The organism is Mesonia oceanica, from assembly GCF_902499555.1.
GTDB lineage: Bacteria > Bacteroidota > Bacteroidia > Flavobacteriales > Flavobacteriaceae > Mesonia > Mesonia oceanica.
Window position 1 is genome coordinate 159,850 of record NZ_CABVMM010000007.1, and the last position, 14,110, is coordinate 173,959.

General features: G+C 35.1%; 14 protein-coding genes. 6 read left to right on the forward strand and 8 right to left on the reverse strand.

All coding sequences use genetic code 11. The features are described from left to right. Positions 1-151: 151 nt before the first annotated feature. Complete coding sequence (locus FVB9532_RS09980) at positions 152-1,168, forward strand: PorP/SprF family type IX secretion system membrane protein (RefSeq protein ID WP_150545066.1); 1,017 nt, start codon at positions 152-154, stop codon at positions 1,166-1,168. Here FVB9532_RS09980 and murI read toward each other — a convergent pair. The 8 genes from murI to FVB9532_RS10020 all read right to left on the reverse strand — a co-directional run bounded on the left by murI (position 1,165) and on the right by FVB9532_RS10020 (position 9,137). After that, positions 1,165-1,944 (reverse strand): glutamate racemase, encoded by a 780-nt coding sequence (gene murI / locus FVB9532_RS09985; protein ID WP_150545067.1) that lies wholly within the window; start codon positions 1,942-1,944, stop codon positions 1,165-1,167. The genes FVB9532_RS09980 and murI overlap by 4 nt on opposite strands. 64 nt (positions 1,945-2,008) lie before the next feature. Further along, positions 2,009-2,524, reverse strand: a complete 516-nt coding sequence (locus tag FVB9532_RS09990; protein ID WP_150545068.1) for an OmpH/Skp family outer membrane protein — start codon at positions 2,522-2,524, stop codon at positions 2,009-2,011. Positions 2,525-2,577: 53 nt separating this feature from the next. After that, positions 2,578-3,420: an OmpH/Skp family outer membrane protein gene (locus FVB9532_RS09995; RefSeq protein ID WP_150545069.1), complete on the reverse strand. Its 843-nt coding sequence runs from the start codon at positions 3,418-3,420 to the stop codon at positions 2,578-2,580. Between the two features lie 35 nt (positions 3,421-3,455). After that, complete coding sequence (locus FVB9532_RS10000; RefSeq protein WP_150545133.1) at positions 3,456-6,047, reverse strand: BamA/OMP85 family outer membrane protein; 2,592 nt, start codon at positions 6,045-6,047, stop codon at positions 3,456-3,458. 7 nt (positions 6,048-6,054) lie between these two features. Further along, the gene (locus tag FVB9532_RS10005) at positions 6,055-6,795 is read right to left on the reverse strand and encodes an undecaprenyl pyrophosphate synthase (protein ID WP_150545070.1); all 741 of its coding nucleotides are present in this window, start codon (positions 6,793-6,795) and stop codon (positions 6,055-6,057) included. Beyond that, positions 6,796-7,488: a type IX secretion system protein PorG gene (gene porG / locus FVB9532_RS10010; protein WP_150545071.1), complete on the reverse strand. Its 693-nt coding sequence runs from the start codon at positions 7,486-7,488 to the stop codon at positions 6,796-6,798. Positions 7,489-7,589: 101 nt separating this feature from the next. After that, positions 7,590-8,474: an NAD kinase gene (locus FVB9532_RS10015; protein WP_150545072.1), complete on the reverse strand. Its 885-nt coding sequence runs from the start codon at positions 8,472-8,474 to the stop codon at positions 7,590-7,592. 3 nt (positions 8,475-8,477) lie between these two features. Then, positions 8,478-9,137, reverse strand: coding sequence for a CBS domain-containing protein (locus tag FVB9532_RS10020; protein WP_150545073.1), 660 nt, complete (start codon positions 9,135-9,137; stop codon positions 8,478-8,480). An 82-nt stretch (positions 9,138-9,219) separates the two neighbouring features. Between FVB9532_RS10020 and FVB9532_RS10025 the strand changes: the two genes are divergently transcribed. The 5 genes from FVB9532_RS10025 to FVB9532_RS10045 all read left to right on the forward strand — a co-directional run bounded on the left by FVB9532_RS10025 (position 9,220) and on the right by FVB9532_RS10045 (position 14,060). Beyond that, on the forward strand, positions 9,220-9,933 hold the full coding sequence (locus tag FVB9532_RS10025; protein WP_150545074.1) for a pyridoxine 5'-phosphate synthase: 714 nt from the start codon (positions 9,220-9,222) through the stop codon (positions 9,931-9,933). A 5-nt stretch (positions 9,934-9,938) separates the two neighbouring features. Next, positions 9,939-10,709 (forward strand): alpha/beta fold hydrolase, encoded by a 771-nt coding sequence (locus tag FVB9532_RS10030; protein ID WP_150545075.1) that lies wholly within the window; start codon positions 9,939-9,941, stop codon positions 10,707-10,709. 106 nt (positions 10,710-10,815) lie between these two features. Continuing rightward, the gene (locus FVB9532_RS10035; protein ID WP_150545076.1) at positions 10,816-12,069 is read left to right on the forward strand and encodes an OmpP1/FadL family transporter; all 1,254 of its coding nucleotides are present in this window, start codon (positions 10,816-10,818) and stop codon (positions 12,067-12,069) included. 15 nt (positions 12,070-12,084) lie between these two features. Beyond that, positions 12,085-13,626 (forward strand): SGNH/GDSL hydrolase family protein, encoded by a 1,542-nt coding sequence (locus FVB9532_RS10040; RefSeq protein WP_150545077.1) that lies wholly within the window; start codon positions 12,085-12,087, stop codon positions 13,624-13,626. 86 nt (positions 13,627-13,712) lie between these two features. Beyond that, positions 13,713-14,060: a phage holin family protein gene (locus tag FVB9532_RS10045; RefSeq protein ID WP_150545078.1), complete on the forward strand. Its 348-nt coding sequence runs from the start codon at positions 13,713-13,715 to the stop codon at positions 14,058-14,060. Positions 14,061-14,110: the final 50 nt, after the last annotated feature.

Below are 14,110 nucleotides of genomic sequence, written 5' to 3' on the forward strand. Positions count from 1 at the left end.
TTTATCTAATTGCTTAACTTATCTTATTTTAGGTGGTTTAATTAGAATTAATATATTTGCCGATAGTTATAAGACTTTAACAATTTAGCAACAAATTTTGCAAAAGTTGTTTTAAAGCTTATTTTAGTGACGAAATAACCCTTTTTTACCCATGAAAAAACTTAACCCTTTATTAATACTTCTACTTTTTATTGGTTCATTTGGTTTACAAGCGCAAGAGCGTGGGATTCCAGTCTATTCAGATTATTTAACAGATAATCTTTATTTAGTCCATCCATCAATGGCAGGAGCGGCTTCTCAAACCAAATTAAGACTTACGGGAAGACGACAATGGTTTGGTGTAGATGATGCTCCAACACTTGAAACAGCGAGTTTAAATGGTAGAGTAGGGGAAAATGTTGGTCTCGGTGCCATTTTATACAATGATAGTAATGGTAGGTTTTCCCAACAAGGGGTATATGCTACTTTTGCCTATCATTTACTTTTATCTCGAAATAGGATTGACTTAAACCAGCTTTCGTTTGGTTTAAATGTTGGAGTTTTACAGGAAAAGTTGGATGAAAGTGATTTAATAGGAGGTCCTAACCCTAACGATCCAATTATTTCTGGTGCAGGACAAAGGGATTCTTTTTTTAATGTAGATTTTGGGATGTCTTATTACCTTTTTGAGTTTTATGCTCACTTTACGGTAAATAACTTAATCCCGCAACAAAGAGATATTTTTTCTCAAGAATTTGAAAGTGATAATCAAAGGCAATACTTGTTTTCTGCCGGCTATATAATCGATCCTTACAGTACCGAATGGGCTTTTGAGCCTTCTATTTTGTTTAAGGTAAAAGAAGAAACCTCAGAGGCTTCTATTGATGTGAATTTTAAGGCTTACCGTGATTTTGATTTTGGTAAACTTTGGGGAGGTTTATCTTATAGAAGAAGTTTTGATGGGGCAGAATACACAACAAATGGTACTTCTGTAGATAACCAAAAACTACAATATGTTTCTCCTTTTGTGGGAATAAACTATGGTAACTTCATGTTTGCTTATACTTATACTTATCAAGCAAATTCTATCGTTTTATCTAATTCTGGTTTCCATCAAATTACCCTAGGTTACAACTTTGGTGAAGATTCTAAACCTTACGAATGTAACTGTCCAGCGATTAATTACTAAAAATCTAAATAGTGTACCGGATGATCGGGTACAAAATGCTTTAATATTTCAGGGCTTTTATTGGTGTAAAAACTAATAGAAGCTTTTTTTTGCTCTTCATTTAAAAGTCCGAGGCTGTTAAGTATAAATTTTGTTTGACGCGCTACAGCCTCTCCAGAATCGATAATAACCACATTCTTTGGTAAGAGTTCCTGTAAGATTGGGATAAGGTATGGGTAGTGGCTGCAACCCAGGACCAGATAGTCTATACTTTTTGCTAACATAGGCTGAAGCAATTCTTCTAGTAATTTTTTTGTGGATGGCGTGTTTTCTTCACCGGCTTCAATTGCTTCTACTAATCCTGAACCGATTACTTCGATAACTTCAACATCTTTGGCAAACAATCCGGAAGTTTTATTAAATAATTCGCTCGAAAGAGTTCCTTTTGTAGCTAAGATTCCTATTGCTTTTTGTTTGGTTTTTAAAGCTGCAGGTTTAATGGCAGGTTCAATCCCAATAATAGGTACATCATAATTATTCCTTAGAAAATCTATAGCATTAGTTGTTGCGGTATTACATGCTACTACGATAATTTTACAAGATTCTTGTAGTAATAGCTCTGTATTTTTTTTACTCAGCGCTATAATTTTTTCTTTAGATTTTATTCCGTAGGGGGCATTAAAACTATCTGCTAGATAAATAATATCTTCAGAAGGCAGTAGTGTGTGAATTTCCTTAAAAATGGAAGTGCCGCCAATACCGGAATCAAATATGCCTATGGGTTGAGATTTCTTCATAAATAAAAAAGCACTTTCAAAATTAATGAAAGTGCTTAAAATAAATATAAGTTTTATTTTTTCTTTAGATTTTTAGGTCAGATTTAACATCAGGCATTAAATCGTATCCGTCTGCCAAGATTACTCCACCTGCTCCTGTAGTAGAATCTAATACATAATCAAATCCTTTTTCTCTTGCTACTTTTTGGATAGATTTACGAGCCGTTTCATAAACTGGTCTCAGTAATTCATTTTCTTTCTTTTGAAGCTCTTTTTGGGCATTCTGTTGGAATTGCATTATTTTCTGTTGATCTTCCTGTAACTCCTGCGCTCTTTTAGCGTTTTCTTCTTCTGTTTTGTTAACAGCTTCTTGCTGGTATCTTTGATTTTTGCTTTGCGCTTCTTTTAGTAAATCTTCGATATCTGCTTTGTAGGTGCTTTCTAGTTTTTGTAATTGAGACATGGCATCTTTGTAGGCGGGCATAGACTCAATTAGCTCTTGAGTGTTTATGTGAGCAATTTTGGAATCTTGTGCATTTGTTAATGCTACTGCTCCAAAAACAAAAGATAATGCTATTAATAATGTTCTAAACTTTTTCATTGATATAAAAATTAAGGTAATTAGATTTATTTAATTGATTATTATTTAAACTTTTATCTGCCTGGTGGCGTGGTATTATTTTTTTGATTTCTTAGCTTTTCTAAAGAATCTCTTCTTCTTTCTCGTGCTTCTAATAATTTAGCTCTTCTTTCTTCAAATTCTTTTTGCCTTGCAGCTCTAATTGAATCTCTTCTTTGTTGTCTTTCGTTAAGCATCTGCTCTCTTTCATCTTCTTTTGCTTGTCTTATGGCATCTCTTTCAGCAGCTTCTTCTTTGTCTTCTGCCGCTTGTTCAACAGACTTATAGGGCTCTTCAATTTTGCTGTTTTCTTCCTCTTCCTTTTGTTTTCTTCTATCTTCTAAATCTAACTTTCTAGAAGAACGTTGAATGATATTTAAAACCTGATCGCTAATATCGTGCCTTTTTGCTGAAAAAAGTAAAAGCGCATCGGCAGAATTTTCAAATATGAAGTCATATTGTCTTTTCTCGCCTATTTCCTGCACGGCATTAAAAATTTGATCTTGTACCGGTTGAACCAATTGTCTTTTTTGAACAATAAAAGCTCCTTGGGGTCCAAATTTTTCTTCCTGATATTCTAAGATCGCTTGTTCTTCATAAGCAATTTCTTCTTCTCGCTCTTCAATCAACTCTTTGGTTAAAAGTGCTCTTTCATTGCTTAGGTCTTGCTTCATGTCTTCGACATTCTGCATTTTTTTCTGAATTTCAGATCTCCATTTTTGTACCCTTGCTTCTAATTGTTGACTGGCTTCTTGATATTCCGGTACATTTTTTAAAATATAATCCATATCAATATAGGCCATTTTAATTCCTCTCTGAGCAGTTATCGCTAAGGAGCTAAGAAAAAGCAAGCATACAAATAAAAATCTTTTTTTCATAATTTTTTTGTTTATAGAAAATATCGTGCCAAAGCTTAAAACTGTTGACCGATAATAAAATGGGTTTCCCATCCATTAGGTCCAGAATTGGTTCCTGGAATAGGATCGAAACCATATCCAAAATCAATTCCTAATAGACCAAAGGCCGGCATAAATATACGAACTCCAAAACCAGCAGAACGATTTAATTCAAAAGGATTAAAATCTCTAAATCCATCGTATGATGCTCCTCCTTCTGCAAAGGTTAAAGCGAAAATAGATGCTGATGGCTTTAAGGTAATAGGGTATCTCAATTCTAAACTATATTTATTATAGATGGTTGCTCCATCGTTTCTTGTAGCACCACGTGTGGTAGCTGTGTAATTTCTGTCGATAGGTGTTAACGATTGGTTAGGGTAACCTCTTAAACGAACAGTCTCCCTTCCGTCAAGACTGTAGCCTCCTAAACCATCACCACCTAGATAGAACCTTTCAAAAGGTGGGATTCCACGATCATTGTTATAAGCTCCTAAGAAACCATATTCAACATTAGTTCTTAAAACAAATTTATCGAATAAATTATTGTACCAATCTCCGTTAAATTTAATTTTATAATATTCTAACCAGTTGAATTTTTGCTGATCGATTTTAGCTAAATCAGGATTTCCGTTTTCATCTTGATATTCCGGTTTGTTTTTTAGGTTACCATAGTCAATACCATTCCAAAGTGAATAAGGAGGGGTGAATTTTGCGGTAATGCTAAATTTAGAACCTCCCATCGGGTAAATAGGATTAGTGAAAGTATTATCACGGCTTAGCCCAACAGTAATTGCGAAATTATTGGAATATCCATCAGGGAAATTAAACAGACCTACGTTGTAATTTTTAAGGTTAAAATGTTGAAAACTTAATGCTGTTGAAAGTGTAAAGTAATCATCGGGTATAGTTAACCTTTTGGCGAGTCCTATGGAACCTCCAGTAATTAAGAAACTTCTATTGGAATTTTTATCCCTGTTGTAGAAATCATAGTAATACTGAATGGTATGGGAAAATGAAGTGGTTAACCTAATAGGTTTTTTACCGCCCAACCAAGGCTCAGAAAACGATAAACTATAGGTTTGGTAGTAGCTTGCTGCTTGTGCTCTTAAAGAAAGCGTTTGACCGTCTCCCATAGGTAAGGGTTTGTAAGCATCTTTATCAAAAATTCCTTTTAAAGAGAAATTATTGAAAGATAAACCTAATGTACCAACAAAGCCACCGCCGCCATAACCTCCTTGCAATTCAATTTGGCTGGCACCGCTTTCTACTACATTGTATTCTAAGTCTAGTGTACCGTCGTTAGGGTTTACGTTTTTAAATTCAGGGCTTAATTGCTCTGCGTCAAAAAAGCCTAATTGCCCTAATTCACGAACGGTTCTAACGACATCTTCTTTACTGTATTTTTGACCGGGACGTGTCCTTAGGTTTCTATAAATTACGTGATCGTTGGTTTTATCGTTTCCTTTTACCACTACATTGTCAAAATAAGCTTCTTTTCCTTCAACAATTCTTATTTCAAAATCAATGGTGTCATTATAAACCCTTGTTTCAACTGGATTGATTTGAGAGAATAAATAACCGTTGTTTTGGTAAAGATTGGTTAAGTCGTCTCCATCCGGTCTCTCGGTATCGGCAATTTTTTTCTTTAATAAGACACCGTTATAAACATCGCCTTTTTGAATACCTAAAACTTGTTTTAATTGTTCATCTGAATAAACACTGTTTCCTAAGAAAGAAATATTACCAAAATAATATTTATTGCCTTCTTCTATTTTTAGGTTTATAGCTATATCGTCTTCATCTAATCGGATGATGGAGTCTGAAACAATTCTGGCATCACGATAACCTTGTGACTTGTATTTTTTTACGATTTTATCTTTATCTTTTTCGTACTGCTCGTCAATAAATTTAGAGCGTTTCCAAAAGCGTAAAAAGTTTTTACGCTTGGTTTTCATTTGTCGTCTTATTTTCCAATCGCTGAAAACTTCATTTCCTGAAATATTAACCGATTTGATTTTTACCTTATCGCCTTTTTCTACATTCACAATCATATCAACTTTGCTGTTGGATTGTTGAACGTCTGCAGTGTCTTTTACTTCACGGGTAACAATTTTTACATCAGTATTGAGGTAGCCTTCGCTGGTGTATTTTTCTTTAATGTTAGCACGCGTGGTAGCAATAAGGTTTTCGGTGACTTTTGTACCAGCTTTGAGCTTATTCTTTTTGAGTATTTCTTCACGGTGTTTTTTCTTTTTTAACCCGTTAATTTTTACATTTCTAAGTTCAGGAACTTCTTGAATTTCCAATTCCAGATAAACATCGTTTCCTTCAACTTTATCTATATAGAAATTAATGTCGCTAAAAAGCCCTAGGTCCCAAAGCTTTTTAATAACATTACTCATGCGGTCTCCCGGAATGTATATTTTTTCTCCTACACGTAAGCCGGTAAAGGTAATTACTGTGTTTTCGCTATAATTAGAACTTCCGGTTACCTTAATATCTGCAATGGTGTATTCTTTACCATTTGCAATAGGAATATCTTCTTGGGCTATACTTTTAAAACCAAATGTAATGGTGCAGATTATAAGTAGTAAAAATTGTTTGTTCATCATTACATTAACTAAGTTGCTCACTCGTTTTTCCAAATCTTCGTTCTCTATTTTGATAATTTAATACGGCCTCTAACAAATTCTCTCTTCTAAAGTCTGGCCATAAAGTTGGGGTAAAATACAATTCGGCATACGCAATTTGCCATAATAAGAAATTACTAATGCGTTGTTCCCCGCTTGTTCTTATAAGTAAATCTACATCGGGTAGATTATGGGTGTATAAATTTTGCTGAATAATATCGTCGTTAATTTCTTCTACTGAAATCTTACCTTCTTTTACTTTTTGAGAAATAGCTTTTACAGTACTTACAATTTCTTCACGGGAACCGTAACTAAGTGCTAAGGTTAAAGTCATCATAGAATTATTGGAAGTTTTTTGGATAACTTCCTCTAGTTCTTTTTTGGCTTTAGAAGGTAAATTGTCAATGCAACCAATGGCTTTTAATTTAATGTCATTATCCATCAAGGTTGAAATCTCTTTTTTTAGGGAAGAGACCAATAAATTCATTAGGGTTTTTACTTCCAGTTTTGGTCGGTTCCAATTTTCAGTAGAAAAGGCAAATAAGGTTAAATTTTTAATACCAATTTCTGCACAAACCTCTACGGTTTCCCGTACAGCGGTAGTTCCGGTTTCATGCCCTTTTACTCTTAGCAGCCCTTGTCTTTTAGCCCATCTGCCGTTACCGTCCATAATGACTGCAACGTGCTTGGGTAATTTTTCTCTATTTATTTGTGCTTTTAAATTCATTTAAAAATTACAATAACAAGGTTTTCTTCCAAAGGTATAGGTTATGGTGAAACCTGTAAACATATACCAATCATTTGTATTTGGGTTGCCAAAGGAAGGCAAATTTTCGCCGCCATCAAACTCTTCCGGGGAACTTCCGTCTAAATTATCGGTAAAAGTGTAACGCGCACCCACTTCAAAGCCAAAAACAAAATGTGTATCAAATGTCCATTTAACCCCTAACACCATCGGAATGGCGAAATCTATTTTTCTTTTTCTTTCACTGATTTCGTTATTTCTATCAAGTGCCATTTCGTTACTTAAAAAACCAGTGATCCCTGTGTATAGGTAAGGAACAAATTGGGGTTTATAGTTGTGTAAATTCCATTCCCAAAAAGTATATTCCAATCCCAAAGATCCTTCCAGTATAGAATTTTCAAATTCGTATCCTCTTTGGTTTCTTCTAGAATCGTCTGCATCAGCATCATCTGCCGACAAAGAGGTGTACAGTAAACTTGCCCTAAATGAATGGCGGTTACTTCGGTTCCATTTGGCAATACCGCCAAAAGCAAATTTATTAGGAGAGATGTAGCTAGTGCTCCCTACATCGCCAATATAATTGGCGCCGCCAGCCATGATACCTATTTCATAGGTTTGCGAATATGATGTAGAGCTAAATAATACCATTATTATCAGTGCTGTTATATACCTCATAAATTTCTAAAAGTTTGCAAATATATAAATTAAGTTCTCACTCACTTAATTATATAGGTGTCTATTTGGTATAAAAACACTTTTCAGTAAAAATTATTGTTTTAATTACGTTTATCTTCTCCCCATAAAAGTTTCTGCCGAAGGGTTTTTATAAAGCTGTCTTCATGCAAAGAAACCAATCCTATGGTAAATGGGGCTTTTTTTATGGTAATTGTGGTGTCGTTAGTTAGCGTGGTTAATCTTGAATCTAAAGAAACCAAGTATTCTTCCTCCCGTCCAGAAACTTCTAATTTAATCTCCGTTTTTTTAGGGACTACCAAGGGGCGGGCATTTAAGTTGTGTGGGGCTATCGGGGTTAAGGCAAAAGCATCGGTTTCTGGGGTAATTACCGGTCCGCCACAACTTAAGGAATAACCTGTCGAGCCTGTGGGAGTGGTGATAATTAAACCATCTGCCCAATAAGCGGTGAGGTATTTATCGTCTAGCCAAGTTTTAATTGTAATCATAGATGTCGTATTTTTTCGACTTATCGCTATTTCGTTTAAGGCGAAGTTGACATCAGAGAGACTTTCGTTTTTGGGAGATGTTGCAATGCTTAACAATTCCCGTTGAGAAATATTATAATTTTTTTGAAGTATAGAAGCAATCGTTTGTTCTATTTCCTCTTTTTGAATAGTTGCTAAAAAGCCTAATCTTCCGGTATTTATTCCTACAATTGGTATTTTTAGGTCTTTTACATAATTTATACTTTTCAAAATAGTGCCATCACCACCTATACTGAAAAATAAATCGTAGCTATTATCTAATTGAGTAAAGATTTTAAATTTTTGGTAATCTTTTTTAATGACTTCGTTTTCCCTGATAATTTGAAGAAAATTTTCTTCGATGTGTACTTCAATATTTCTTTCTTCTAAAGCATCCAGCAGTTGCTGTACATATTTTTCTGAGTTTTGATGGTAAAACTGTCCGTAAATAGCTACTTTCATAAGTTATATATTGAGGTATTTGTCGAGGTAATCAGAACGTTCTTTGAGGTTCTTTAAGAAAACGTCTTCTTGATGAGCGCTTACAATTTTATAACTATACCTTCTGAAGGTTTGGATGATTTCATTTAAACCTAATAAGCCAACTTTAATAGTGATTTCTGCTACGTCGTTATTTATTTTACTAACAAAGGCACCAAGCATCCTGCCGTCGTTAGACTCTATTATCTGGCTTATTTCACTAAAGGAATAATCTTTTAAGCCGCGTTCAATGACGACAATAGCTCCGGGTGAATCCATAAAAGGGGTTTCTCCCAAATACATCAAAATGTCTCCTAATTCAATATAACCTAAGTATTTGTTTTCTTCTTCAGAAAGTACCGGCATTAAATTCGTGTTGTTTTCAGCAAAACTTTCCAAGATATCCAGCCAGTTATTGGTTTCGCGTACAGAAAAGTGTTCTAAAGAATATTGGTAATCCTCTAGGTTCTTCTCGTTGTCAAAACAGCGCACATCATTTTCTGAAATACAACCTATGAACTCTCTATTTTTTTCAATGGGAATATGAGAATAGGTAAGTTCATCAAATAGCTTTTTAAATTCTTTTGTCTTTTGGTTAACCGATTGTATTTCTAAATCGTTTATAATATAATCATTAATATTCATAGCCGCTTTTTATGCAAATTAAGGAAATTATAGCACAAGAAAGCTTTTCTACTTTGTATTTTTGTGATCTAAAAAGATTGAAATGACAAAATTGAGCGTGAATATTAATAAAATTGCCACCCTTCGTAATTCCCGCGGAGGTAATGTTCCCAACGTTTTACAGGCTGCCAAGGATATTGAAAACTTTGGAGCCGAAGGAATTACTGTGCATCCGCGACCGGATGAACGTCATATTCGTTATCAAGATGTTCGGGAGTTGGCACCTGCAGTAACTACAGAATTCAATATTGAAGGAAACCCAATTCCACAATTTATAGATTTAGTACTTCAAAACAAACCGACCCAAGTAACATTGGTTCCTGATGCTGAAGATGCGATTACTTCCAATGCAGGATGGGATACAGTAAAACATAAAGATTTTTTAATAGAAGTGATTCAGGAATTCAAACAAAACGGAATTAGAACTTCCATTTTTGTGGACCCAAACCCTAAACAAATAGAAGCTGCACAATATACCGGTACTGATAGGGTGGAATTATATACCGAAGCCTATGCAGAAAAATATGCGCAGGGCAACAAAAACGGAATTTTACCTTATATGGAATGCGCAAAAGTGGCTCAAGATATTGGGATAGGTTTAAATGCTGGCCACGATTTATCACTTGAAAATATTCGTTTTTTTAAAGAGAATATTCCAGGTTTAGACGAAGTTTCTATAGGGCATGCCCTTATTGCAGAATCACTTTACCAAGGACTCGAAACGGTTATTAAAAAATATCTTCAACTTTTAAAATAATTTAGATGAAATTATATGCCAATGTTTTAGGGAAAGGAAAGCCATTTATTATTCTTCATGGGTTTTTAGGGATGAGTGATAATTGGAAAACCTTAGGAAAGCGTTTTACTGATGAGGGTTTTGAAGTGCACTTAGTAGATCAACGGAACCATGGTAGGAGTCCGCATACAGAAGAATTTAGCTATGAGCTCATGGCTCAAGATATTCAAGAATATTGCGATAAGAATAATTTAAAGGATATCATTCTGTTAGGTCATTCCATGGGAGGGAAAACCGCTATGAAAACCGCTTGCGAATATCCTGATTTAGTCGAAAAATTGATTATTGCAGATATAGCTCCTAAATATTATGCACCACATCATCAAACCATTTTAGAAGGGCTTACCATGCTCAGTAATTCTGAACTGACCAGTAGGGGTGAAGCCGATGAAAAGTTAGAAGAATATATTAAAGAGTGGGGTGTGCGGCAATTTCTTTTGAAAAACCTGTATTGGAAAGAGAAAGGAAAGCTTGCTTTGCGAATGAATTTAGAGGTTTTAAAAGAAAAAGTAAATGAAATAGGCCAAGCTTTAACTTCACAAGATGTTTATGAAGGCAAAACCCTTTTCTTGAATGGCGGCAAATCCAATTACATTAAAAAAGAAGATAAATCTTTAATAAAAGAACATTTTCCTGCTGCTGTACTGGTCACCATTAAAGATGCAGGGCATTGGTTACACGCTGAAAAAGCAGGTGAATTTTATCAATCAGTTGTGAAATTTATTGAGAATGTGTAAAAAAATTACTGTGCTTGCATAATATTTCGTAATTTTAGTTGCATAAAATTTTTATTCTACTAAATTTGATTAACGAATTTTTAGAAAAATATAATCAGCTTTAATTATGAAGAAACTTTCTTTAGTGATGGTTTTCCTGTTATTTGCAGCAGCAACTTATGCAGGAGGATACCGTGTGAGTACGCAAGGACAACGAGCCTTAGCAATGGGACATGCCGGAGTTGCGGTGGTGAATTCTGCAGAACTTGCTTTTTTTAATCCTGCCGGTTTGGTTTTTTTGGAAAACAAATTGAACATCTCTGCGGGGATGACGGGAGTTATTTCAAACGTGAAATATCAAAATGAAATGACAGGGGCATTTGCTAAAACAGACAGTAGCTTAGGAACTCCATTTTATTTGTACGCATCTTATAGTATCTCAGAAAAACTAGCCTTAGGCTTAAGTATTTATACTCCTTATGGGAGTAGTGTAGAATGGCCAACTGACTGGTCTGGTTCTCACTTGGTAAATAATATAGATTTACAAGCTATTTATATTCAACCTTTAATATCTTATAAAATAACAGATAACTTAAGTGTAGGGGGTGGGCCAATATTTGTTACAGGTTCTGTGAATTTCAATAGAAATCTTAATAGAACACTTACTAATGAAGAAGGAAAAAGGTCTAATGTAGAAATAGATGCCTCTGGAGTAACCAATTTTGGATGGTCTGTTAGTGCTATGTTTTCTCCTATTGATAGTTTAAGAATTGGTGTGAATTATAGGTCTGAAATTATATTAAAGGCGGAAGATGGTGATGCTACTTTTAGTAATGTTCCCAATTCTCCTTTAGCACCGGTTTCTAATGGAACAGTTGCGTTTAATGCAGAATTACCATTGCCTGCAGAGCTAGCTATCGGAGCTTCTTATGAATTTGATAAATGGCTTTTTGCCTTTGATTATAATCGTACTTTTTGGAGTGTTTACGAATCATTAGATATTGATTTTATTCCCGATGATATTCCAGATTCTATTAACCCGAGAAATTACAAAGATTCCTCTACCTATCGATTTGGAGTACAGTACAAAGCTTTAGATAACCTAGCGCTGCGGTTGGGGTATTACTATGATCAATCTCCTGTACAATCAGGATATTTTGCTCCAGAAACTCCACGTAACGACTCTCAAGGATATACAGGAGGTTTCTCGTTCGATATCACCCCTAAAATTGCTATCGATGCTTCCTTTGTTTACTTAAGATTTAAACAAGTAAATGAGTCTTACGATCATTATCAAGAAAACGGTCAGGAAGTTTCCTTTAGAGGAACTTATAAAAGTAATGCGTTCTTACCGGGATTAGGAGTTACACTTAAATTATAATAAAAGAATACAACGATGAAGAATTATATAAAATATATGGCAGTACTAGCTTTGGGGCTAGTAGCTTGTGAACCGGAGTTTGACAATTCTGTAGAAGATAATGACGGTTTTTACGATAGTGGAGAAGCAGATTTTAGTACTTATGTAGCCTTGGGAAATTCCTTAACTGCGGGTTATGCTGATGGAGCGCTTTACATTCAAGGACAAGAAAATTCTTACCCCAACATTTTAGCTCACCAGCTAGAGAAAGTAGATGGAGGTGAGTTTACCCAACCTTTAATGAATGATAATTTAGGAGGTCTTTTATTAAATGGAACTCAAATTCAAGATACACGTTTAATTTTAGAACTAGGCGCTAATGGCTCACCGGCTCCAGGTAACATTCCGGGTACACCAACTACAGAAATCACCAATAAACTTTCGGGATCTTTTAATAATATGGGAGTGCCGGGTGCAAAAAGTTTTCATTTGGTGGCAGAAGGTTATGGTAATGCTGCTGGAGTTCCTACGGGACAAGCAAATCCATATTTTGTGCGTTTCAGCTCCTCAGAACAGGCAAGTGTATTAGGAGATGCAGTAGCACAAAATCCTACCTTCTTTTCTTTATGGATAGGAAATAACGATGTTTTGAGTTTTGCAACTTCTGGAGGAATAGGTGTTAATCAGCAAGGTAACTTCGATCCAACTACCTATGGTCCTAATGATATTACAGATCCGAATGTATTTGCTCAGGTTTATTCTTCTGAAGTTTCAGCATTAATGGAATCAGCTTCAAGTGGTGTGGTGATCAATATACCTAGTGTAACCGATACACCGTTTTTTACAACAGTACCTGTAAATGCAATACCTTTAGATGCGGATACAGCAGCCTTTTTGAATTCTCAATTTGCGGCTTATAATCAACAAGTCCTTCCAGGAATGGTTCAACAAAGTGTAATTACTGCTGAAGAAGCTCAGGCAAGACAAATTAATTTTGAAGAAGGACAAAATTATGTAACAATTGCAGATGAAGATTTAACAGATTTAACTCAGATTCTTCAAGGGCCTCCATTTAATTTGAGTCCACAGCAAGCAGCTGTTTTAGGGCAATTAAGACAGGCGACAGATGCAGATCTAATACCTCTTACTTCTGCTTCATTTTTAGGGACTTTAGTCAATGATGACCCGACTCTAATAAATGGAGTAAGTGTTCCGTTAGGTGATCAGCATGTGTTAACTACAGAAGAACAACAAATAGTAGCACAAGCCACAGCAGCTTTCAATGCAACCATTCAAAATGTTGCCGATGCTAATGGTTTGGCTATGGTAGATGCGAATGCTATCTTAAATAAAGTCGCCAATGGTGGGATATCTTATGATGGAGGGGTTATTACTGCAGAGTTTGCTACAGGTGGCGCTTTCTCTTTGGATGGAATTCATTTAACACCAAGAGGAAATGCTGTAATTGCTAATGAAATTATTAAACAGCTTAATGAAACCTATAATGCAACAATACCCGTAGTGAATATTGGGTATTATAGTGGAGGTCCTGCGATAGGAAGCGGTTCAGCCCAATAATAAATAACTGTAAAAGTTTTAAAAAATAGCTAAAAGTGTCTGCAAAATGTAGACACTTTTTTAATTTTATAACATAAAGTTTTATCATGAAGACAATACTAAAAATCTTAATTACGGCATTTATCGTCGTCGCATTAGCTCATTTGTTGCCGGGAGTAGCAATTCAAAATTACTTTACCGGTATTTTGGTAGCAGCTGTTCTGGGCTTAATGAATTTAATTGTGCGGCCCATTATCGTTTTGTTTACCCTACCGGTAACCATCGTTACATTGGGCTTGTTTCTTTTGGTAATTAATGCTTTTATTGTGTTAATGGTCGACGGTTTAATAGGTGGTTTTGTGGTAGATGGTTTCTGGTGGGCATTACTTTTTAGTATTTTGCTTTCCTTTTTTCAAGCCGTATTATTTTCGGTTTTTGATGAAAAGAAATCCTAAGGATTAAAAACTTGGTTGGCAGGTAAATAAATTGTAATTTTGCACACCAA